The sequence below is a fragment of the Roseobacter denitrificans OCh 114 genome, assembly GCF_000014045.1.
Lineage (GTDB): Bacteria > Pseudomonadota > Alphaproteobacteria > Rhodobacterales > Rhodobacteraceae > Roseobacter > Roseobacter denitrificans.
In genome coordinates this window covers 2,778,918-2,799,188 of record NC_008209.1, presented here as the reverse complement: position 1 = coordinate 2,799,188, position 20,271 = coordinate 2,778,918, and the positions used below count along the sequence as shown (strand labels likewise).

23 protein-coding genes are annotated in these 20,271 nt (G+C 61.0%); 14 read left to right on the top strand and 9 right to left on the bottom strand.

Features of this window, described 5'->3' with window-relative positions; genetic code table 11:
- The first annotated feature begins 40 nt into the window (after positions 1-40).
- From RD1_RS13455 to RD1_RS13430, 6 genes are all read left to right on the top strand, one after another.
- Positions 41-1,552, top strand: coding sequence for a tripartite tricarboxylate transporter permease (locus RD1_RS13455; protein WP_011569061.1), 1,512 nt, complete (start codon positions 41-43; stop codon positions 1,550-1,552).
- Positions 1,549-2,019 carry a tripartite tricarboxylate transporter TctB family protein gene (locus RD1_RS13450; protein ID WP_011569060.1) on the top strand — a complete coding sequence of 157 codons (471 nt, stop codon included), beginning with the start codon at positions 1,549-1,551 and terminating at the stop codon, positions 2,017-2,019. The genes RD1_RS13455 and RD1_RS13450 overlap by 4 nt, the downstream gene beginning before the upstream one ends.
- 45 nt (positions 2,020-2,064) lie before the next feature.
- Complete coding sequence (locus tag RD1_RS13445; protein ID WP_011569059.1) at positions 2,065-3,033, top strand: Bug family tripartite tricarboxylate transporter substrate binding protein; 969 nt, start codon at positions 2,065-2,067, stop codon at positions 3,031-3,033.
- Between the two features lie 61 nt (positions 3,034-3,094).
- Positions 3,095-4,498 carry an acylating sulfoacetaldehyde dehydrogenase gene (locus RD1_RS13440; protein WP_011569058.1) on the top strand — a complete coding sequence of 468 codons (1,404 nt, stop codon included), beginning with the start codon at positions 3,095-3,097 and terminating at the stop codon, positions 4,496-4,498.
- Positions 4,495-5,991 carry an AMP-binding protein gene (locus tag RD1_RS13435; RefSeq protein ID WP_044033144.1) on the top strand — a complete coding sequence of 499 codons (1,497 nt, stop codon included), beginning with the start codon at positions 4,495-4,497 and terminating at the stop codon, positions 5,989-5,991. Before RD1_RS13440 ends, RD1_RS13435 begins: the two co-directional genes overlap by 4 nt.
- A gap of 77 nt (positions 5,992-6,068) precedes the next feature.
- Positions 6,069-6,737 carry a D-lyxose/D-mannose family sugar isomerase gene (locus RD1_RS13430; protein WP_011569056.1) on the top strand — a complete coding sequence of 223 codons (669 nt, stop codon included), beginning with the start codon at positions 6,069-6,071 and terminating at the stop codon, positions 6,735-6,737.
- 7 nt (positions 6,738-6,744) lie between these two features.
- Here the strand turns inward: RD1_RS13430 and modC are convergent, their stop codons facing one another.
- The 4 genes from modC to RD1_RS13410 form a co-directional block, all read right to left on the bottom strand.
- Entirely contained in the window at positions 6,745-7,842 is a 1,098-nt protein-coding gene (gene modC, locus RD1_RS13425; protein WP_011569055.1) for a molybdenum ABC transporter ATP-binding protein, read from the bottom strand.
- Positions 7,839-8,531 (bottom strand): molybdate ABC transporter permease subunit, encoded by a 693-nt coding sequence (gene modB, locus RD1_RS13420; protein ID WP_011569054.1) that lies wholly within the window; start codon positions 8,529-8,531, stop codon positions 7,839-7,841. Before modB ends, modC begins: the two co-directional genes overlap by 4 nt.
- Before the next feature lie 8 nt (positions 8,532-8,539).
- Complete coding sequence (gene modA / locus RD1_RS13415) at positions 8,540-9,316, bottom strand: molybdate ABC transporter substrate-binding protein (protein WP_081432927.1); 777 nt, start codon at positions 9,314-9,316, stop codon at positions 8,540-8,542.
- Between the two features lie 88 nt (positions 9,317-9,404).
- Entirely contained in the window at positions 9,405-10,148 is a 744-nt protein-coding gene (locus tag RD1_RS13410; RefSeq protein WP_011569052.1) for a sulfite exporter TauE/SafE family protein, read from the bottom strand.
- Positions 10,149-10,374: 226 nt separating this feature from the next.
- Between RD1_RS13410 and RD1_RS13405 the strand changes: the two genes are divergently transcribed.
- From RD1_RS13405 to RD1_RS13395, 3 genes are read left to right on the top strand one after another with little or no spacing between them, the layout of a single operon-like run.
- Positions 10,375-11,079, top strand: a complete 705-nt coding sequence (locus RD1_RS13405; RefSeq protein ID WP_044033469.1) for an ABC transporter permease — start codon at positions 10,375-10,377, stop codon at positions 11,077-11,079.
- Positions 11,073-11,789, top strand: coding sequence for an ABC transporter ATP-binding protein (locus tag RD1_RS13400; protein WP_081432926.1), 717 nt, complete (start codon positions 11,073-11,075; stop codon positions 11,787-11,789). The genes RD1_RS13405 and RD1_RS13400 overlap by 7 nt, the downstream gene beginning before the upstream one ends.
- Positions 11,786-12,592, top strand: coding sequence for a substrate-binding domain-containing protein (locus RD1_RS13395; protein WP_011569049.1), 807 nt, complete (start codon positions 11,786-11,788; stop codon positions 12,590-12,592). Before RD1_RS13400 ends, RD1_RS13395 begins: the two co-directional genes overlap by 4 nt.
- A gap of 3 nt (positions 12,593-12,595) precedes the next feature.
- Here the strand turns inward: RD1_RS13395 and RD1_RS13390 are convergent, their stop codons facing one another.
- Genes RD1_RS13390 through RD1_RS13375 form a run of 4 tightly spaced genes read right to left on the bottom strand, consistent with a single transcriptional unit; the run spans position 12,596 to position 15,052 of the window.
- Positions 12,596-13,090 (bottom strand): DUF6505 family protein, encoded by a 495-nt coding sequence (locus RD1_RS13390; RefSeq protein WP_011569048.1) that lies wholly within the window; start codon positions 13,088-13,090, stop codon positions 12,596-12,598.
- Positions 13,087-13,791: a DUF4444 domain-containing protein gene (locus tag RD1_RS13385; RefSeq protein WP_011569047.1), complete on the bottom strand. Its 705-nt coding sequence runs from the start codon at positions 13,789-13,791 to the stop codon at positions 13,087-13,089. The genes RD1_RS13390 and RD1_RS13385 overlap by 4 nt, the downstream gene beginning before the upstream one ends.
- Positions 13,788-14,855, bottom strand: a complete 1,068-nt coding sequence (locus tag RD1_RS13380; RefSeq protein ID WP_011569046.1) for an Mrp/NBP35 family ATP-binding protein — start codon at positions 14,853-14,855, stop codon at positions 13,788-13,790. The genes RD1_RS13385 and RD1_RS13380 overlap by 4 nt, the downstream gene beginning before the upstream one ends.
- Positions 14,855-15,052: a DUF6494 family protein gene (locus RD1_RS13375; RefSeq protein WP_011569045.1), complete on the bottom strand. Its 198-nt coding sequence runs from the start codon at positions 15,050-15,052 to the stop codon at positions 14,855-14,857. The genes RD1_RS13380 and RD1_RS13375 overlap by 1 nt, the downstream gene beginning before the upstream one ends.
- A gap of 92 nt (positions 15,053-15,144) precedes the next feature.
- On the opposite strand from RD1_RS13375, the gene RD1_RS13370 reads away from it, so the two are divergent.
- Complete coding sequence (locus RD1_RS13370; protein ID WP_044033143.1) at positions 15,145-15,882, top strand: hypothetical protein; 738 nt, start codon at positions 15,145-15,147, stop codon at positions 15,880-15,882.
- Here the strand turns inward: RD1_RS13370 and RD1_RS13365 are convergent.
- Positions 15,876-17,831, bottom strand: a complete 1,956-nt coding sequence (locus tag RD1_RS13365) for a 4Fe-4S binding protein (protein WP_011569042.1) — start codon at positions 17,829-17,831, stop codon at positions 15,876-15,878. The two genes, RD1_RS13370 and RD1_RS13365, sit on opposite strands and share 7 nt — an antisense overlap.
- Positions 17,832-18,204: 373 nt before the next feature.
- On the opposite strand from RD1_RS13365, the gene RD1_RS13360 reads away from it, so the two are divergent.
- The 4 genes from RD1_RS13360 to RD1_RS13345 are packed head-to-tail and all read left to right on the top strand — an operon-like array spanning position 18,205 to position 20,179.
- Positions 18,205-18,729 carry a DUF3305 domain-containing protein gene (locus RD1_RS13360; protein WP_081432941.1) on the top strand — a complete coding sequence of 175 codons (525 nt, stop codon included), beginning with the start codon at positions 18,205-18,207 and terminating at the stop codon, positions 18,727-18,729.
- Complete coding sequence (locus RD1_RS13355; RefSeq protein WP_011569040.1) at positions 18,726-19,331, top strand: DUF3306 domain-containing protein; 606 nt, start codon at positions 18,726-18,728, stop codon at positions 19,329-19,331. Before RD1_RS13360 ends, RD1_RS13355 begins: the two co-directional genes overlap by 4 nt.
- Positions 19,328-19,936 carry a TorD/DmsD family molecular chaperone gene (locus RD1_RS13350; protein WP_011569039.1) on the top strand — a complete coding sequence of 203 codons (609 nt, stop codon included), beginning with the start codon at positions 19,328-19,330 and terminating at the stop codon, positions 19,934-19,936. The genes RD1_RS13355 and RD1_RS13350 overlap by 4 nt, the downstream gene beginning before the upstream one ends.
- 51 nt (positions 19,937-19,987) lie before the next feature.
- On the top strand, positions 19,988-20,179 hold the full coding sequence (locus tag RD1_RS13345) for a hypothetical protein (protein ID WP_011569038.1): 192 nt from the start codon (positions 19,988-19,990) through the stop codon (positions 20,177-20,179).
- Positions 20,180-20,271: the final 92 nt, after the last annotated feature.

Genomic DNA, 20,271 nt, shown 5'->3' with positions numbered 1-20,271 from the left:
CTCGAAGGTCAAGATCATCCTGACGGGAGGGGAGGCCTGAATGGAGTTCATCTTCTATTTCGGTGACGTGTTCACGCCGGTCAACTTTGCGTTGTTGCTGCTGGGCACGATTGGGGGGCTTGTGCTTGGCGCGACGCCGGGCCTGTCCCCGACCATGGCCGTTGCCTTGCTGATCCCCTTCACCTTTCAACTGGATGCGACGCAGGGTCTGATCCTACTGGGTGCCGCCTATACATCAACGGTTGCGGGGGGCGCGGTTTCGGCCATTCTGCTCAAGATTCCCGGGGCACCGGCCAATATCGCAACCACGCTGGACGGCCACACGATGGCGCAGAATGGCGAGGGCACCAAGGCCTTGCAGCTTAGTTTCCTCTCCTCTGCCGTGGGGGGCATTTTCGGGGTCCTGCTGTTGATCTTTCTCACGCCGGTTCTGGCCAAATGGGCCCTGGCCTTCGGGCCGTCACATCTGTTCTGGCTGGCCATTCTGGGGGTCACTGTCATCGGAACGCTCGACAGTAAATCGGTGGTCAAGGGATTGTTGTCGGGCTGTATCGGTCTGTGGCTGGCCACCATCGGGTTTGACGATATCATGGGGGCGCAGCGGTTCATCTTTCATGATGCGCTTGGCGGCGGGATCAACATCATCGCAGCCCTGATCGGGCTGTTTGCGATCCCGCAGGTGATTACCATGTTTGCACAGGGTCGCCGGGATGCGGGCACCGAAGTCATGCAGGTGCAAAAACACGCCGTGCTCGCGGCCCTGCGCGCCTTGCTGAAATACCCGCGCGCGATGTTTATCGGCATGTCTACAGGATCGATCATCGGCCTTATCCCCGGTGTCGGCGGGCAGATCGCCGGGTTGGTGTCCTATGATCAGGCCAAGAAGTTTTCGCCGGAGCGCGAGAGGTTCGGCAAGGGTCACCCCGAAGGCGTGATTGCGGCTGAGTCTGCCAATAATGCAATGGTCGGCCCCTCGCTTGTCCCGCTGCTGACCCTGTCCATTCCCGGATCACCTACCGCTGCGGTGCTTTTGGGCGGGCTTTTGATCCATGGAATTTTCCCCGGATCGGACCTTGTTGACAATCACCCGGATGTCGCGTGGACGTTCATCAATTCGATGCTGATCGGGCAGGTGCTGATGTGCATCTTTGGCCTTTATGTGGCAGGGCTTGCGGCACGTGTCGCTCAGGTGCCGCAGTCGCTGATGGCGGCGGTCGTTCTGGGGCTTGCGCTCTTTGGCAGCTATTCGGTGCAGTCCAGCATGGGCGATGTCTATGTCATGGCGGCCTTGGGCATCATGATGTATTTCCTGGAACGGTTCGGCTTTTCGGCGGCCCCGCTGGTGCTGGGCCTGATCCTCGGTCCGATTGCTGAATCCAACTTTATCCAAGGGTCGATGATTGCCAATGCTACCGATGGGCTGGGGCCTTATTTCCTGGGTGGTCCGCTGAACCTGTTCCTGATCGCCACCGTGATCGCGTCCATCGCTTATTCCGCATGGATGGAGATCCGCAATCGGCGATACGTCTCGAAAGAGGAGATCATGGTATGAGCGACATCAATCTGCCGCGTGTCCAGCATATTGTCGCTTCAGGCTGCGTTGTGGGTGTGGGGCTGTGGGTCACATACCTCAGCTACACCCAGCAGCCGGCGGAGGCGTTTCTTTTCCCACGGCTGATTTCAACCGTCTTTGCCGTGCTGGCCATTTGGACATTCGTCAAGGCCTGCCTTGGGTGGACCAAGGTCGGGGCGGGTGTCTCGGGGGATGCCTTTATCCGCATGCTGCCGGGCCTCATCGTCGCGATCGTCTATATCTTCTGGGCGGCGAAAACGCTGGGGTTCTACACGGCCACGGCCATCGCCTTTTTCCTGCTGTTCAGCCTTTATGATCCGGCACCGCATGCGCAGGTCAAGTCATGGGTCAAGCGCGTTTTCGCCACCGGCTGTTTCATTGCAGTCATGTACGGTCTCTTTGCCGTTCTTTTGAAAGTCTACACACCGCGCGAGGTCTTTTTCTGAAAGGCAGATCAAGCGGGTCACACAACCTTTAGGGAGGATTGGAAAATGAAAAAACTACTGGCAGGTGCGGCAATCGCGCTGATGGGACTGACGGGGGCCGCGCTTGCGGATGGGCATGAAAACTACCCTGACCGTCCGGTGATGATGATGGTGAGCTACGGTGCTGGCGGTGCGACCGATTTTCAGGCCCGCATCGTGACCATGACATCCGGGAACGAGGACGCGCTGGGGATGCCCATTGCGATCCTGAACAAGCCGGGTGCCGGGGGACGCGTGGGCTGGAACTGGCTGGCAACGCAGGCGGATGCGGATGGCTACACCTTGGGCGCCTATAACGTGCCGCATTTCATCGCGCAGTCCATCAAGGGCGGTGTCTCCTACAGCGTGGACAGCTTTGAACCGATTGCAAATTGGGGCGCAGACCCGGCGGTGCTGGTGGTTGGTGCTGACAGTGAATTCAATACCTTGCAGGACGTTGTTGATTTTGCCAGGGCCAATCCCGGCAAGCTGACAACCTCCGGGGCCGGGCTCTTTGTCGGGCATCACATCGCCGCGTTGCAGATGGAAAAGGCGGGTGACATGAAACTGGCCTATATCCCGACAAAGGGTGGTGGTGCTGCCGCGATGAAGGCCGTGATCGCAGGCGAAGTCATGGCGGGCATCAACAACCTGTCCGATGCTTTCCGCGCACGTGAAGCGGGCAATGTCAAAATCCTTGCGGTCGCCGATCTGGAGCGCAACGCGTTTCTGCCCGATGTACCAACGATGATGGAAGCGGGCCTTGATGTGGACAATGCCTCCGTCAACTTCCGTGGTGTGATGGTGCCGAAGGGGACCCCCCAGCCGATCATCGACAAGCTGGCGGCGACCGTTCCCGCCATGTTCGAAAACAGCCGTGTGCAGGGCAAGATGAAGGCGGGTGGATCGCCCATGAACATCATGACACGTGACGAAGTGCTGGAGATGTGGGCACAGCGGCAGGAAACCCTGACGGATTTGCTCGCCGGGCTTTGATAACCAACGTCCGCGCCCCAGGGCTGAGGCGCGGACCCTCCACTTTTGCAGGATGGCGACGATGAATGCGCAGGACGACATGGGCGAGGTCGAAACAACGGTGGCGCGCGCGCGCGCAGCCCAACAGGAATATGAGGCGCAGGGCTCGCAAGCGCGTTATGACCTTGCAGCGCAAGCCGCCGCCTGGGCCATTATGGAGCCTGCGCGCAACCGCCACCTTGCTGAACTCTCCGTCAAAACCACGGGCCTTGGGAATGTGGCCGACAAGATCACCAAGAACCACCGCAAAACGCTCGGCCTGATGCGCGACATCGCGGGCGTAAAGACGTTCGGTGCCATCACCCATACCCCCGAAACAGGAATCACCGAAATCGCCCGTCCGATTGGCGTTATCGGGGCCGTCGTGCCATCCACCAACCCGGCGGCGACACCGGCCAACAACATCATCAATGCGCTGAAATGCGGCAACGCGATTGTCCTGTCCCCATCGCCCAAAGGCGTGCCCGCCTGCGAAACACTGCTGGAATATGTCCATGCGGAATTCGCAAAAATCGGTGAAAACCCGGATCTGGTGCAAATGGTTCCGGCACCGGGATCCAAGGAAAAAACCCAACGGTTGCTGGAAATCAGCGACATGATCGTGGTGACGGGATCGCAAAACAATGTCCGGCGCGCGTATACCAGCGGCACACCCGCCCTGGCCGTGGGGGCGGGAAATGTGCCCGTGATCGTGGATGAAACCGCGGATTTGGCAGCGGCGGCACGCAAGATCGCGGCATCCAAGACCTTTGACAACGCCACCTCCTGCAGTTCTGAAAACGCATTGGTGGTCGTTGATGCGATTTATGACGCCTTCATGGATGAACTCGCACAGATCGGCGGCGCGCTCATCCGCGATGAGAACCGCATCGTGCAGGCGCTTTGGCCGGAGGGGCATCTCAACCGCGCTGTGATTGCGCAGGATGCCGCAGAGACCATCGCCGCCCTTGGCCTTGAAGGGGACGTGCCAGCCGAGACGCAATTCATTCTGGTCGAAACCACAGGCATCGGCCCCCAGCATCCGCTGTCCGGCGAAAAGCTGTCGCGCGTTGCCGCAGTTTACCGGGCGGATGATTTCGCCTCTGCCGGTGAGATCACGGCGCGCATTCTGGCGCATCAGGGGGCAGGGCATTCGGTTGGGCTGCATTCCACGCAGGATGCGCGTGCGGTTGAACTGGCGACTTGCCTGCCGACCTGTCGGGTCATCGTCAATCAGGCGCATTGTTTCGCGACCGGAGGGGCCTTCAACAACGGGATGCCGTTTTCCCTTTCGATGGGCTGTGGGTCGTGGGGCGGCAATTCCATTGATGACAACCTGCACTGGAAACACTTCATGCAGAGGGCAAAGGTGATCCGCGAAATCCCCGCGCGTGAACCCAGCGTGGAAGAGATTTTCGGCGATTACTGGAAAGCTGCTGGCGCATGACGGGGGATATCGCAGCGCCACCGACCGGCACGGTGCGCGACTGGCTTGATCAGCGTGCCGCAGGTACTGCAACAGCATATCTGTTCCCGCAGGAGGGCACGGTTCTGTCCTGGCGCGCGCTGCGGGCCGAAGCACTGCGCGTTGCATGGACCTTGACGCGCAAGGGCGCGCGCAAGGGAGAGAGCATCGCGATCCTGCAACCCAACGGGCGCGACGGGCTGATCGCGCTTTATGGGGCTTTATACGGCGGGTTCCGCGCGACCATGATCAATCTGGTCGCAGGCCGCGAGGCCATTGCCTATGCGCTTGAGCATTCCGAGGCGCGCTTCGCTCTGGTGCATCAAGAGGCCCAAGCACTTTTTGAGCGCGCCCGGACGGGGGGGATCGCGCAGGTGGATTTGCATGAGGAACCGCCCGGCACGCAACTTCATCCGCTTGCGTCCAGTGACCATGCGCTGTTGATGTATACTTCCGGGACGACGGGGCGGCCCAAGGGTGTCGTGCACACCCACGCGAGCCTCTTGGCGGGCGGCTGGACGGCCACGGTGGCCCATGAACTGACCGCTGATGACCGGGGGCTGTGTGTTCTGCCGATCTATCACATCAACGGATTATGCGTCAGCGTGATGGGCAGTCTGGTGTCGGGGGGATCCCTCGCGGTCTGCCCGCGGTTTTCGGCGCGCAGCTTCTGGGCGGATGCGGCTGCGTCAAAGGCGACGTGGTTTTCCGTCGTGCCCACGATCATCAGCCATCTGTTGCACAGCGCCGAAGGGCCGGATACGGAGACGAAAACGCGCCTCAGGTTCGGGCGCTCTGCCTCCTCCGCGCTGGCGCCGGATGTGCAGCGGGCGTTCGAGCGGCGTTTTGACGTCCCGATCATCGAGACGATGGGATTGACCGAAACCGCGGCGCAAATCCTGTCAAACCCCTTGCCGCCGGGCCTGCGCAAAATCGGATCACCCGGACGGGCCTATGGCAATGAGGTGGCTGTTCTGGACGCGGCGCAGGTCCCCTGCGACCCCGGCATCGAAGGCGAGATCGTCGTGCGGGGCCCGAATGTCATGCGGGAATACCTGAAAAACCCGCAGGCGACCCGTGACACATTTGCGGGCGATTGGCTGCGCACGGGCGATCTGGGCCGCATGGATGCGGATGGATATTTTTTCGTGACGGGCCGCCTCAAGGAACTGATCATCAAGGGGGGCGAAAACATTGCCCCGCGCGAAATCGACGAAGCGCTTTATGCCCATGGCGATGTGATCGAGGCTGCCGCCTTTGGCCGCCCCTGCCAGCGGTACGGCGAAACGGTGGAGGCTGCCGTCAAGCTACGCGCCGGATCGGCACTTTCGCCACTGGATTTGATCCAGCTTTGCAAGGAACGCCTTGGCGTGTTCAAATCCCCGGATCACGTCCATTTTCTGGAGGATCTGCCCAAAGGCCCGTCCGGCAAAATTCAGCGGCGCAAGCTGCTCGCGCTGATTGATAGGGACTGAAGGCAGCTTTTGCTGGAAACCCGTCCGATGCCGGGTGTATGACGCGGCCTATGCACGCCTGAACGGAGATCCCGGTGATGAAACGCTCTGATGTCAATGAAATCGTGAAACGCAGTGATGCTTTCATCCGCAGCTTTGGCTATATCCTGCCCCCCTTTGCCTATTGGACACCGGATCAGATGCGCAGTGACGCAGCCCAAACCCTGCGCGCGCGTGGCCTTGGTTGGGACATCACGGATTACGGGCAGGGCCGGTTTGATGAATTGGGGTTGTTTCTGTTTACCACCCGCAACGGGACGGCAGCGGATCTGGCGCAGGGCAGTGGCATGCTTTACGCCGAAAAGATCATGATTTCGCGCGACAGGCAGCTGTCACCGATGCACCGCCATAACATCAAGGCCGAGGATATCATCAACCGGGGCGGCGGTGATCTGGTGATCGAACTTTTCCAATCCGACCCAGAGGGCGGCATTGACCGTGATACCCCCTTTGAGGTGCCCTGTGATGGGCTGGCGCGCCGCTTTTTGCCCGGCGCGCATTTGCGCCTCAAACCGGGAGAGAGCGTGACGCTGATGCCCGGGATATGGCACGCCTTCTGGGCGGAAAAAGGTGATTGTCTGATCGGGGAGGTTTCAACCGTGAATGATGACCGCACCGATAATGTTTTCGAGATGCCGATTGGCCGCTTTTCCGATGTGGTGGAGGACGAAGAACCGCTGCACCTGCTGGTGTCGGATTACCTTTAGGGGGGCCTTACTGGCGCGGATGTTGATCCCCAATGGCACCGCGCGGGATCGAGACGGCCTTCAGAACTGCATAGACGGGCGTGCCCACCTTCAGGTTCAGCGCCTCAACCGAGCGGCGCGTGATCCGTGCCAGAAGCAGGTTCTCGCCCGCCTTGATCTGCACGAGCGCGCCCGGACCATCGCCAAGCCGCAGGGTGGCGACGGTCGCTGGCAGAACGTTGAGGGCGGATATGGACCGGGGTTTTTCGGTGGCCAGCATCACGTCCTGCGCTTCGACCCTGAGGCGCAGGGTGCTGCCGACGGGATAGGCGGCGGCGGGCAAAAGCCAGGAAAGGCCGCCGGATTGCACTTCTGTCAACCCATCGGGATGCTGTGCCGCGACGCGCCCCTGCACCATGACACCCGCCGCCGTCGCGCCGAGCGGGGTGACGTCCGGGTCGCTGAGCACCGCGCCGGCAGGGCCCTGACGCACCACGCGCCCGTCCTGCAGCACGACGATCGTTGTGGCGAGCCGCGCGATTTCGGTGCCGGAATGACTGACGTAAAGGATCGGGATGCCCAATGCATCGCGCAGACGCTCGAAATAGGGGATGATTTCCTCCTTTCTGGCGTGATCCAATGCGGCCAAAGGTTCATCTGCGAGGATCATCTGCGGGCTGGACAGCAGCGCGCGGCCGATTGCGACACGTTGTTTCTCACCCCCGGAAAGCCGGGTGGGCCGCCGTTCCAGCAGAGGGGCGATGCCCAGCATGTCGACGATCTGCTCAAAATCGCTGCGCGGGGCGGATCTGGGCGCAAACCACTGGCCATATTTGAGGTTCTGGCGCACGGAGAGATGCGGAAACAACCGCCCTTCTTGAAAGATATAGCCGATGCGCCGCTTGCTGGCGGGCAAATGCTGCCGCGTCTTGCTGTCAAACAGGGTTTGCGAACCGATGGAAATATGGCCTTGATCCGGATGAAGAAGGCCCGCCAACGCGTTGACAATGGTCGTTTTTCCCGAACCCGAGCGCCCGTATAACATGGTGATCCCGTTGGGTGCTTCGAAGGACGCATCCAGATCAAACCCCGCAAACCCGTGTTTCAGAGAGACAGACAGGCTCATGCGGCACCAATCCGAGCGGCGACCCGGCGCGACAGGATTTCCGACAGCAAAAGCGCACTCATCGCGATGACAATTGAAATCACGACCAGCCGCAGGGCGGACCCTTCGGCCCCCGGCACCTGCAAGAAGGCATAGACCGCAGAGGGCAGCGTCTGCGTCTGGCCGGGAATGTTGGACACAAAGGTAATGGTCGCGCCGAACTCACCGATGGCCTTGGCAAAGGCGAGGATGCTGCCCGCCAGAACACCGGGCAGGATCAACGGCAGCGTGACCGTCAGATAGACCCACACCCGCGAGGCCCCGAGGGTGGCGGCGGCTTCTTCGAGTTTGGGGTCCACCGCCTCGATGGACAGGCGGATGGCGCGCACCATCAGCGGAAAGGCCATAATGGCCGCCGCCAGCGCAGCACCCGTCCAGCGAAAGGCAAAGACGATGCCGATCTGGGACAGCGCATAGCCCACGGGAGCCTGAATGCTGAAGGTCAGCAGCAAAATGTACCCGGTCACCACAGGCGGCAGGATCAGGGGCAGATGCACGATGCCGTTGAAGAGTTGCTTGCCGGGAAAACGACCCCGCGCCAGAAGATGTGCGGTGACCAGCGCAAAGGGCAGGCTGCACAGCGTGGCCCAGAACGCGACGCGCAGCGACAGTGCGACGGCGTTCCACTCTTGCGGGCTTAACCAGTCCATCGCACGCTTTATTCTGCCCCCACCAGAAACCCGAGATCTGCGAACACCTTATCTGCCGCGTCACCGGTGAGATAGTCAAGAAACGCCTGCGCCTGTGGAGATTTTGCGCCTTTGACCAAGGCAACCGGATAGATGATGGGCGGGTGTGTGTGGGGCGGAAAGGTGGCGCGCAGGCTGACGTTCTGATCCGCCTGCGCATCCGTGGCATAGACGATGCCCAAGGGCGCGGCACCCAGCGACACCAGCGACAGGGCCGCGCGCACGTTGTCGGTTTGCGCGACCATCGGGGCGACGCCCTCCCACAGGCCGAGCCGCTGCAAGGCCGTTTTTCCGTAGATTCCCGCAGGGACGGCATCGGTCAAGGCCATCGCGAGGCGACCGCCTGCCAGCATGTGCAAAAGGTTCGTATTGGCAGAAATCTCGAAAGCTGCCGTCTGCGCGGCGGGGCCGATCAGAACAAGCCGGTTGCCCACAAGGTCAAAGCGGGTGGTTGGTTCGATCCGGTTGTTGTGCTCAAGGTGGTCCATCCACTCCGTGCTGGCGGAGAGAAAAACATCGGCCGGGGCACCAAATTCGATCTGGCGCGCCAGTGCGGAGGATCCGGCATAGGACGCCGCAACCTCAACGCCGGTGGCGCGAGTGAAATCGGCTGATATCTCGTCAATCGCTTCCTTCAGGCTCGCGGCGGCAAAAACCGTGATCTGCCCTGCGGCCGCAGGCAGGCAGGCGGTGGCGCACAGAACGCTCGCCAGGATGAACAGGATGCGCCGCAAAACGTCAGACATAGGGCCGTTGTCCCGCAGCGACAGGCGCGGCGCAAGAGGCTTCCCGCGTTGTGGTGGCACAATCGGCGTCAAATGGCTGCGCCAGACGCTAGAGGATTTCACGAATCAACAGGGCGCATCCGGACACAAGCGTCAGGCTGATCAGCAGTTTGCGAAAGAACACATCGCTTATGCGGCGAAAAACCATCATGCCGGTCTGGGCTGCCAGGATCGAAACGGGGATCGCCAGAGCCAGGAACCCAAGGGTTTGCGATGTGTAGGCGCCGCGCAGACCCAGCATGACGGCAGCGCATGTGAGGATGACCATATTATAGGGTTGCAGCACCGCGCGGGTTTCCATTTTCGGCCAACCCCGGATGGAACACCACATGGTGGGCAAGGCACCCGACAGCGATGCGGCCCCGCCAAGCACACCGCCCGAAAACCCGACTGTTGCATCAATAACGGGCGTTTTTGCGCGGATTTTCGGCAGGTTGCTGCGCCATGTGAAGTATCCGCCGTAGAGGATCAGAAAGAAGGCAATGACCAGTTTGAGCAGGCTCACATCAATCAGGTGCAGGGACCAGACACCCAATGGCACCCCGAGGCAGCCCGGTATGATGAACCGCGCCAGACGGGCGGTGTTGTCCAGCATGGCATGGCGGACGACCCAGAGACCCTGCAGCCCGCTGAAAATGCTCAGGGTGACGGTCAGGGTCACGGCCTGAACCGGCGTCATCACGCTCAAAAAGAACCCCAGTGCGAAAAGGGCTGTGCCAAAGGCGGCAAGCCCGTTGATGAAGCCGCCGGCAGCGGCGCCCAGAACGATGAAAAGGATCTGTTCACCGGTCATGGTGTTGGTGCGCGCGAAATTGGCGCAGCGGCGCGAAGGCGAAAGGTGATGCAGGGTTCAAAGGACATTCCAGCGCGGTGAACGGCACGCCCTCCTTGGCAGAACTGTGGAGGCTGTGAAAGCGCATATGAAAAAACTGCCCGGCGGGTGGGGGCGAATGATTGCAGTCTCGCGGCGCATATCTTAGTCTCGCCGGACCGAAGCGAGCATGGGCTTTCCGCATCTGATGAACGATATTTTCGAAGGCCTGTCCGCCGCTTTCTGGCTTGTAGTGACGCTTGACCCGGACCTTGTTGAAATCAGCCTGCGCTCTCTGGAGGTCACGTTGACCGCTCTGGTGATCGGGTCGGCTATTGCGCTGCCGCTGGGGACGTTTCTGGCCATCCGTCGATTTCGTTACCGGCGTCTGGTGATTTCGCTGCTCAATGCGCTGATGGGCCTGCCGCCGGTGGTGGTCGGGCTGGTCGTTTACATCCTGCTGTCGCGGTCCGGGCCTTTCGGGGTGTTGGGTCTGTTGTTCACACCCACGGCCATGATCATTGCACAGGTGATAATCATCACGCCGCTGATCGCCTCGATCACCCATCAGGCGATGCGCGAGTTATGGGCGCAGTACCATGATTTGCTGATTTCGCTCGACACATCGCAGTGGCAGCGGGTCAAGACGCTGATCTGGGATGGACGGCGCAATCTGCTCACGGCGTCGCTGGCCGGTTTCGGGCGCGGCATCGGCGAGGTCGGTGCGATCATGATCGTCGGCGGGAACATCGATCACGCCACGCGGGTGCTGACCACGGCCATCGCTCTCGAGACCGGCAAGGGGGATTTTGCCCTCGCGCTGGCGCTTGGATTTGTGCTGATCGCGCTGGCCATCGGGGTCAATATCGCCATTCACTGGTTGTCGCGGACGGAGCGTGAGGGGCGATGGTGATGTCTATCCTGCCACTGGTGCTGAAAGACGTCTTTGTGCGACGGCGTGGAAAGCGGTTGCTCGGGCCGGTCAGCCTGTCGCTCGCGCCGGGCGGTTGCACGATCATTCTGGGGCCGAACGGAAGTGGCAAGACAACGCTGTTGAAAGTCATGCACGGGGTGGAGCGGATCAGCAGCGGTCGCGTGGCGTGGGCGGTGCCTGACCGCGAAGCGCGGCATCATCAGGGGTATGTGTTTCAGACGCCGATCATGCTGCGTCGATCCGTCGGGGATAATCTGCGCTATCCGCTGCAGCTGCGTAAAACACCAAAGGCCCTTGTGGAGGCACAGGTGCGCGATTGGGCGCATCGGATCGGGTTGCAGGACCGCATGACGCTGCCCGCGACGCGCTTGTCGGGCGGGGAGAAGCAACGTCTGGCCTTGGGGCGGGCCTTGATCCGCCGCCCCGAAGTGCTGTTTCTCGATGAGCCCTGCGCCAACCTTGATGGCCCCTCCACCCGCGCGATCGAGGCGCTGTTGCAGGAGGCACAGGATGCCGGCACACGCGTCATCATGACCACGCATAACTTCGGTCAGGCAAAGCGGCTTGCAACCGATGCGATTTTTATGCTGGATGGCGCTGTGAGAGAATCCGGGCCTGCGCAGGCTTTCTTTGCGACGCCGCAGACACCTGAATTACAAGCATTTTTCAGAGGAGATATCATCGGATGATACATCGGTTCCTATGCGCGCTCAGCGCAGTTTTCATGGCCAGTGCAAGCCTGGCAGATGAGATGAAGCTGGCCGTGACGACCTCGTTTGAAAACTCGGGTCTGTCGGATGTGTTGTTGCCCGCGATCAAGGAGGATCTTGATCTGGATGTCCAGTTGCTGGTGGTCGGCACCGGGCAGGCATTGCGGCTGGGGCAGGCCGGGGATGTGGATGCGATACTGGTGCATTCGCGCACCGCGGAAGAAGCCTTTGTTGCCGATGGCTATGGCACGCATCGCCGCGAAATCATGTATAATGACTTTGTGATTATTGGTCCCTCGGACGATCCGGCGGCGATCAGCAATGTGGCTTCGGCCGTTGAGGCCTTGCAGAACATCGCCACCGCCGAACCTGCCTTTGTCAGCCGTGGCGATGACAGCGGGACGCATAAAAAAGAACTCAGCCTGTGGTCAGAGGCGGGATTTGATGCAGCAGCCTTTGGCCCATGGTATCGCGAAGTCGGTGCCGGTATGGGGGCGAGCCTGAATACTTCCGCAGGACTTGGTGCGTATATTCTGGCGGATCGCGCCAGTTGGCTGAATTTTGGCAACAAGGCGGATCTGGCGCTGCTTTATGCGGGCGATCCGGTGTTGTTCAACCAATATGCCTATCTGCCTGCGAACCCTGAGAAACACGCCCACATACGCAACGATCTTGCTTTGGCGCTTGAGGCTTGGCTGACCAGCCCGCGCGCGGCGGAATTGATCAACAGCTACATGATCAATGGCGAGACGCTGTTCACCTTCAACGCGCAGCCGCAATAGACCTCAGTGCTGGTGCGGCTCGTCGTCCAGTGAGCCGTGCACGGCAAACTGGTCGATGCCCGCATCCTGCGGCTCGATCATCCCATAGCTTTCCTTGACCCCCGCGGGGGTCAATTCGCGCGTGATGGTCAGCAGTGTATTGGGCGGGTGATCTTCACAAAGGTCGATCATCTGGTCGATTTCATCAAGGGCGGTGCCCATTGCGGCCTCGACCGAGGGCGCACCGTAAATGCTGACGAAATGCTGCGCCAGTGATTTGGCCAGCGCTTCGCGTTCAAAGGGTTCGAGCTGCGCGACCGCCACAAAGGTCGTGCGGCCGAAGGTTTCCAACCCCATCCAGCCATTGGTGAAGGCCTGTTTGGCCTTGCCGACCAGATCGCCATCAGACCAGTTGGAAAACTCGAAACCACCCGACAGGCACCATTCACCGGTTCGGGCCGGGCTGTGGAAGACGCGGGTGTCGCTTTCGTCGAAATGGATGGCGCGGGCAAGTTTCATGGAACCTCCGTCAGGATATCGGTGATGGGGATAATCCTGGTGTCATCGTCGCTTTGCAAGATCATCCCGAAGTCTTCGTCGACGCCTTTGAACACGCCCGTAAGACCGTGCATCTGGGTGGCTTCCCCAAGACCGTGCACCAGCCCGGACCATTCGGTGTGGACAGGGCGCGGGCCATCCTCGCTCCAGCGGCTGATCCAGACCAGGGTGTGGCGCACCCATGCTTCGAGCAGGGCAGGGGCTTCTACATCGCCGCAGCCTTCAGAGATCAGCGCGGTGACATCGGGCGTATTGCCCGTCTCGGCACTGGCGGGCCACAGCGCCAGTTCAAGGCCGACCACCATCCAGTCCGGTATCTGGTCAGGGCTGGGCGGTGAGGCGACCATTTTGAGCCCTCCCGCCGTGCCGCCGTTGATCCTGATGCCGCCCGCCCAGTCCAGATGCACCGCGATCTCGGGCGGGGCCAGGGCGCCAAGCGCATTCTGAAATCCGATACCGCAGATCGGCAGCATGATCGCGGCCTTTTGCAACGGCACCTCGGGGGCGAACACGAGGGATGCGCGCAGGACATCGGCGCGTAAATCATGGCACACCAGCCCCGCATCGCACCCGGAAGCGGCACGCGCACAGGCAAACCGCAGCGGATCCTCACCGCGCGTGTCCTGCCCTTGAAACAGGGGCGGAAACGACAAAGCCGTCATGCTTTTCCATCTGCGATGAGCTGCCGGGCAACACCCCGAAAGGCGGCGGCCTGCGGGCTGTCGGGTTTGGACACAACAATCGGCGCACCGCCATCTGCCGCGAGGCGAATGTCGAGATGCAGCGGGATTTCCGCCAGGAGCGGCACCTCGATCTTTTCGGCCTCCTTTGCGACGCCGCCGTGGCCGAACACATGTTCTTCGTGACCGCAGTTCGAACAGATGTGGGTCGACATGTTTTCGATCATGCCGAGGATCGGCGTGCCCAACTGGTTGAACATATCAATCCCCTTGCGCGCATCCAGCAAGGCCACATCCTGCGGGGTCGAGACGACGATCGCGCCATCCACCTGAAACTTCTGCGTCAGGGTCATCTGTACATCACCGGTGCCCGGCGGCAGGTCCACGATCAGCACATCAAGCGCACCCCACTGCACCTGGTTCATCATCTGCTGGAGCGCGCCCATCAACATCGGACCGCGCCAGACGACCGCCTGATCTTCGTTCTGCATCAGGCCGATGGACATCATCGTGACGCCATAGTTGCGCATGGGCAGGATGATCTTGCCATCAGGTGAGGCCGGTCTGCCCGACACACCCAGCATGCGCGGTTGGGAGGGCCCATAAACATCGGCATCCAACAGGCCGACGCGGCGCCCCTCTGCCGCCAGCGCGCAGGCGATATTGGCCGAAAGCGTGGATTTGCCCACGCCGCCCTTGCCCGAAGCGACGGCGATGATGCGGTCGATCCCGGGGACTTTCTGCGGTCCGGCCGGTCCGGCAGAGCGCTGCGGCTTGAGGTCCGGCGGTGCCGCGGGCGCGCTGTGCGCGGTCATCAGCACCTGAACGGCGGTTGCGCCCAGATCCTGAACCGCCTTTTCGGCGGCGTCCTTGACAGCTTCATAGGTTTTCACTTGCGACGGAGACACCTCCATCACAAAGCGCACGGCGCCCTTTTCATCAACGGTCAGGGCCTTGACCAGACCCGCGGCCACGATGTCGCTGTCGGATATGGGGTCCGACACTGTTTTCAAAGCGGCCAGAACCGCATCACGTGTCAGGCTCATCAGTCTGCGGAACCGGTGATCTGGCCAGTGACCACATGTTCGATGTCCAGACCATCCACGGTCAGAACGACCTTGGCTTCAAAGGTCTTGCCGCCCGTGTCCGCGGCATTGCGCATGCCTTCTTCGATGGCCTGCTGGGATGTGACGCCAACCTGCTTGAGGAATTTGCGCATGGACATGTTGAAGTCTTCGTTCATTCTATCTCTCCTTGGGTGGATGTGTAGTGCTTGACGCTTGTGTGAGGGGGCTTTTAGATGGACCCTACGGAAAAAGCCAAAGGATCAGCCATTTGAAAGCCATTCTTGGGGCGTTTTGTGTCAGTGTGATGCTGGCGAACGGGGCCGCTGCGCAGGATGACACCCTGCGTCTGGCAGTGCCGGAGGTGTTGGAAACCTCTGGTTTCATGCAATTTCTTGTGCCGCGTTTTTCGCTCAAGACCGGCGTGCGCATTGACCGCGATGCTGCGGTGAGCGATGCGGATATGGCGTTTGGTGCGCAAGGCACGGCGGTTTTCGAGGGGCTGGGGCAAGTCTGGCACCTGTCGCACGTGGGTGATGCGCGCGCCGAGCGGTTTCTCACGTGGCTGCAATCTGATGTCGGAATCCGCACCATCGAAAGCTACGCCAGCCCGCAGGGGGACGTCTTCAGCGTACCGACCGAAGAGGTGGCGGCGGTGGAGGCGGTTGTGCTCGACGGGGATGCGATGGCCGGGGAAACCTTGTCGCTGGCGCTCTGTGGGCGGTGCCATGTGGTCAATGAGAGCAACCGGATGAAGGGTATGGGGTCGACCCCGTCCTTTGCGCTGATGCGCTCGTTCGAGGATTGGCACACCCGTTTCGCCACCTTTCACCTGCTCAAACCGCACCCCAGCTTTACCCAGATCGAAGGTGTTACCGCACCCTTCGACGAAAGCCGCCCGTCGCCCATGGTGCCGATGACGATGACCCCGGATGAACTGGACGCAATCCTCGCCTATGTGTCCGGCATTGCGCCGGCTGATCTTGGGGCCCCGCTGAAGCATCAGTGATCCTTGCGCTTGCTCAGATAGTCCTCAGAGGTGCGCACGCGCGGGCGCTCCTTGCCGGCAAAGGGGTTGTCCGTTGCGTGAAACTGCGCCTGAATGCGGCAGTTATCGCACATCTGGATCATCCGGATCGTCTCGGGGCTGGAAAACATCGCGTGATTGCCCGCCAGTTTTTCGGTGATCCGTTCCACCGTTGATTTAACACCAAAGAGGGCGCCGCAATCAACGCAGGCAAAGGGTTCTTCCTCGTGCATCACTTTTTGAGTGAAAGCCGCGTCCGTCAGATCAAGCTGCGGTTTGAGGGTGATCGCCTGTTCGGGACAGATGTTGCTGCACAGCCCGCATTGCAGGCAGGCATCCTCCTGAAAGCGCAGTTGCGGATTGTCGGGATTGTCGCCCAGAGCGCCAGAGGGGCAAAGGGACACACAGGACAGACACAGCGTGCAGGCGTCGGTATCCACCAGTATCGCGCCATAGGGGGAGGCGTCGGGTAATTCCAGCACCTCTGCGCCCGGTTGCAGCGCCTTGGCCGCCAGCCGCGCGACCTGACGGCGGCTGCCCATCGGCAGGATGGGGTCGGATACCGCATCACTCGTTTCAGCGTCATAAAGCGCATCTGACAGGGCGTCGGGGTCTGCCAGATCAAGGACGCGCACGCTGTCTTGTCCGGCAATCGCATTCGCCAGTGTTGCCTCGCTGGCGATCACGTCGCCTTCGGTCGTGGGGGCCAGCAGGACGCTCACGGATGCAAAGCCCGTGGCAAGGGCCGCAAGCATTTCCGCATGCCCGAAACCGGCCAGCGCCGAGACGCTGAGCGGGATCACATCGCCCGGCAGCCCGCGTCCATGGCGCGCGCTGAGGGATATCATCTCGGTGCCGAAAGGATCATCATGCACCAGCAGGCGCGGGGCCTGACCCCCGGCATTGCGATAGGTGCTGGCCAGCAGGTGAAGCCTGCTGAACACCGACCCGACAGGTGGCGCATCATATGTGATCGCTCCAGAAGGACAAAGCGCGGAACAGGCGCCGCAGCCTGCACAGATCAACGGATCAATCGCCACATGCTCCCCCGCAGATGTGATGGCCCCGGTCGGGCACACATCCAGACATTTGCTGCAGGCGGATTGCCCGGCGCGCGAATGGGCGCAGATCGGTTCTTCCAACCGCACGTAAAGCGGCTTTTCGAAGGTGCCGATCAACTGCGCCGCGGCGAAAACGACCTTGGCCACGGCAGGGGCACTGCCGGGGTCGGCGCGCAGGTAGCCATCCCGCTTGGCTGGCGCGGGAAACAGCGACGTGCCGCCTGACAAATCCACAATGATATCGCAAGACGACCGCGCGGCGTCTTTCGGTTCTGTCCAGGTGGCGCTGCCCCGGCCTCCGGCGATCATCTGCTGAAAACCGTCGATCCGCAGATCAAACTGGCCAAGGCTGCCCTGCGCGCGGGCCAATCGCCCCGACACGATTTCAAAGGCGCTTTCTTGTTCTGCGTCACCCGGCGTCGACGTCAGCAAAGTAACGGCCAGCGTGTCGCTCAGATCACGCGCCGCATTCAGTGCCGCATCAGTATCCCCGATCACCAGACAGGTCCCGTGGGAGATGATATCCACTGTCTTTTCGGAGGGCACCGGCACCAGCGCCTCTGCCACGAGGGCCGCCAACTTGGGGGTCGGGTCCTGTCCCGCTGCGGTCCATCCGGCGCGATCGCGGATGTCGACAAAACCCGGTGTTTCTGCCTCAATCTCTTCGGCCAGTTCGGTAAAGAGCCGTGCCTGCTGCTGGCAGGCCACCACGGTATCGCCCGCAGCGATCAGCTTTGCCGTCTGTTCGATCTGACTGCCACATGCATCGGAAAAAACCTTGGAGCAGGCAAAGCCGGTGCCCGCCTCCAATGCGTCGACGTCAATGGACTGGCTGCCAAGGCAGTCGCATACGACAAGCGTTTTGGTCATATCTTCCTCCGCATGGCGCTGATTTTTGATGTTTTGGATGCGCGCACCCGGGCATGATTACTCAGGATTACCAGCGCGCGCAAACCGGAATTCCACGTCATTTGACGATCTTATGCGGCATGCAGCATGATGCAGGGGTGCGTCAAAAATACTTTCTCGAATGCAAGGTTTGTAAATCTTAATGTTTTCAATTTGTTGCATGAAAACAAAAAATTGCCGCATTCAGTAAATCACGCTTTGTGTACCCGCGTATGCAAAATTTTCCTAGGAACAGCGGCATGATTTGGTAAAGTGTCTAGGCAAGGGAACAGTGCGAGGAACCCTTTTGTCTGTGATTTACCCGAACGCTCAGTCCATGCGGCTGGGGGTTGTCATGAGAAAAGCGCCCGGTGTCACCCGGTGGGCGAAGTGGTCCTGGAAAGCCATTGCGGTCCTGCCCGGTGCTGCAGAGGCCGATTGGAAGCTTCTGCGCTCCGACGGCGAGGCCGCCGAGTATCATGCGGCAACCAAGGATCTGTGGCTTTACGTGTCCGACACGGAGGCCTATGCGCATGAGTTCGGCACGCAGTCGCCTTCGGTATATATCGTTCTTCGCCCCACGAAGGGGTCCAGCGATGGCCAGCTTGATGTGGTGCATGTCACCGTGTCGCCCTACGAGGCGCAAGACTACTGTGATTCCGGCGAGGAGATCGTCGAGAAGGTGGCGATGCCACCGGCGGTCTATGCATGGGTGCGGGACTTCATCGAGGCCTACCATGTTGAAGAGCCCTTCGTGAAGCGGCGGCGCAACAAGCAGCGGGTGGATCGCAAAGATGACGGCATTGGTGATCGCCGCATCTCACAGGCAACGGATGTGTATCGTGCGCCTGTCTCACACCCCCGCGAGGCGGCAGAGTGAGCGGCAAAACGACTTTCTGGGCGCGCAGGCGCGCCGCCGTTCAGGCCGAAGCAGACGCGGAATTGCGCGCAACAGAAGAAGCACAAGCCCAGGCACGCGCTGAGGCCCTCGCCGAAAAAGATGATGCCGAGGTCCTGCAGGAAATGGGCCTGCCGGATCCTGCACTATTGCAGCAGGGCGATGATTTTTCCGCCTTCATGGCGCGTGACGTGCCCGAGCGCCTGCGTCGTCAGGCGCTGCGCACACTTTGGCGCAGCAATCCCGTGCTGGCATGCGTGGATGGCCTGAATGAGTATGACGATGACTACCGCGCTGCGATGCTGCTGAGCGAGCCGGTCAAGACCGCCTATCAGGTGGGCAAGGGCATGACGAAGCATATCGAGGAAATGCAAAGACAAGCCGAAGCCGCCGAAGCCACCGAAGAAGAAAGCGTTGCCGAGGTGGAAGACGACGCGGTCATCGCACAGGTGCAGGAATCCGACGTGCCCGCAGTTGAGCAGGAAGAACCCGCGCCAGCACGGAGCGAACACTCCGCTGAAGCCGAAGAGGCGGCCCCATCGCCGCGGCGCATGCGGTTCCAGTTTGAGGAGGCAAGCGCATGACCGCGTCAGCCCAGACCATCGAGGTCGACCCCGAAGACCGCCTGCGCGCGGATCTCTACAACTACCTTGGCCTGCTGCTGGCGCGTCCCGCAGGGGAGATGCTGCTGGAACAGACGGCGGGTCTGAGCGGTGATGACAGCCTGCTGGGCGAAGCGATCGAAGGTCTGGCGCGCGTCGCCAAGGCGAGCAAACCAAAGAGTGTCGAGCGTGAATTCAACGCGTTGTTCATCGGCCTGGGGCGCGGCGAACTGCTGCCCTATGCCAGCTATTACCTGACCGGTTTCCTGAATGAAAAGCCACTGGCCAAGTTGCGTCAGGACATGGCGTCTCTGCAGGTCACGCGCGCGGACAATGTCTTTGAGCCCGAGGACAGCATCGCTTCACTGATGGAAACTATGGGCGGTCTGATCGTGGGCCGTTTTGGCACCAAAGTGTCTCTGGACCAGCAAAAGACGTTTTACAACAACCATCTGGGCCCTTGGGCGACGCATTTCTTTACCGATCTGGAGGCCGCCAAGTCGTCGGTGTTCTATGCGTCTGTCGGCGCGGTCGGGCGTGAATTCATGAGTATTGAACGCGAAGCATTTCGCATGACGGCAGGATAACCTGCACCACAGGGCAGGACGCTGCCCGACACAAACGAAAGGACGTGAAACATGGCTAAGAAAACGGAAGGCGAGGCAAGTCGTCGCGATTTTCTGAAACTGGCTGGGACAGCAGCACCGGCAGCAGTCGCTGCGGCTGCGGTCGGCGCAACATCCGCCGAGGCCGCCGAGCCCGATCTTGACCTGAACAGAATTCAGGACACCGCACATACGCGCGCCTATTTGGACAGCACGCGCTTTTAAGGTCGCGCATTCCGGTCTGTGCCTGAAACAGATCGGGATGTAGCGGAAATTCCAGGAACCCAGCCACCTTTTCGGGGCAGCAAGGGAGAAAA

What these genes read in the sequence shown, in the direction of transcription:
- RD1_RS13455 (WP_011569061.1), top strand. Translation starts at nt 41, where the DNA reads ATGGAGTTCATCTTCTATTTCGGTGACGTGTTCACGCCGGTCAACTTT.
- RD1_RS13450 (WP_011569060.1), top strand. Translation starts at nt 1,549, where the DNA reads ATGAGCGACATCAATCTGCCGCGTGTCCAGCATATTGTCGCTTCAGGC.
- RD1_RS13445 (WP_011569059.1), top strand. Translation starts at nt 2,065, where the DNA reads ATGAAAAAACTACTGGCAGGTGCGGCAATCGCGCTGATGGGACTGACG.
- RD1_RS13440 (WP_011569058.1), top strand. Translation starts at nt 3,095, where the DNA reads ATGAATGCGCAGGACGACATGGGCGAGGTCGAAACAACGGTGGCGCGC.
- RD1_RS13435 (WP_044033144.1), top strand. Translation starts at nt 4,495, where the DNA reads ATGACGGGGGATATCGCAGCGCCACCGACCGGCACGGTGCGCGACTGG.
- RD1_RS13430 (WP_011569056.1), top strand. Translation starts at nt 6,069, where the DNA reads ATGAAACGCTCTGATGTCAATGAAATCGTGAAACGCAGTGATGCTTTC.
- modC (WP_011569055.1), bottom strand. Translation starts at nt 7,842, where the DNA reads ATGAGCCTGTCTGTCTCTCTGAAACACGGGTTTGCGGGGTTTGATCTG.
- modB (WP_011569054.1), bottom strand. Translation starts at nt 8,531, where the DNA reads ATGGACTGGTTAAGCCCGCAAGAGTGGAACGCCGTCGCACTGTCGCTG.
- modA (WP_081432927.1), bottom strand. Translation starts at nt 9,316, where the DNA reads ATGTCTGACGTTTTGCGGCGCATCCTGTTCATCCTGGCGAGCGTTCTG.
- RD1_RS13410 (WP_011569052.1), bottom strand. Translation starts at nt 10,148, where the DNA reads ATGACCGGTGAACAGATCCTTTTCATCGTTCTGGGCGCCGCTGCCGGC.
- RD1_RS13405 (WP_044033469.1), top strand. Translation starts at nt 10,375, where the DNA reads ATGAACGATATTTTCGAAGGCCTGTCCGCCGCTTTCTGGCTTGTAGTG.
- RD1_RS13400 (WP_081432926.1), top strand. Translation starts at nt 11,073, where the DNA reads ATGGTGATGTCTATCCTGCCACTGGTGCTGAAAGACGTCTTTGTGCGA.
- RD1_RS13395 (WP_011569049.1), top strand. Translation starts at nt 11,786, where the DNA reads ATGATACATCGGTTCCTATGCGCGCTCAGCGCAGTTTTCATGGCCAGT.
- RD1_RS13390 (WP_011569048.1), bottom strand. Translation starts at nt 13,090, where the DNA reads ATGAAACTTGCCCGCGCCATCCATTTCGACGAAAGCGACACCCGCGTC.
- RD1_RS13385 (WP_011569047.1), bottom strand. Translation starts at nt 13,791, where the DNA reads ATGACGGCTTTGTCGTTTCCGCCCCTGTTTCAAGGGCAGGACACGCGC.
- RD1_RS13380 (WP_011569046.1), bottom strand. Translation starts at nt 14,855, where the DNA reads ATGAGCCTGACACGTGATGCGGTTCTGGCCGCTTTGAAAACAGTGTCG.
- RD1_RS13375 (WP_011569045.1), bottom strand. Translation starts at nt 15,052, where the DNA reads ATGAACGAAGACTTCAACATGTCCATGCGCAAATTCCTCAAGCAGGTT.
- RD1_RS13365 (WP_011569042.1), bottom strand. Translation starts at nt 17,831, where the DNA reads ATGACCAAAACGCTTGTCGTATGCGACTGCCTTGGCAGCCAGTCCATT.
- RD1_RS13360 (WP_081432941.1), top strand. Translation starts at nt 18,205, where the DNA reads ATGAGAAAAGCGCCCGGTGTCACCCGGTGGGCGAAGTGGTCCTGGAAA.
- RD1_RS13350 (WP_011569039.1), top strand. Translation starts at nt 19,328, where the DNA reads ATGACCGCGTCAGCCCAGACCATCGAGGTCGACCCCGAAGACCGCCTG.
- RD1_RS13345 (WP_011569038.1), top strand. Translation starts at nt 19,988, where the DNA reads ATGGCTAAGAAAACGGAAGGCGAGGCAAGTCGTCGCGATTTTCTGAAA.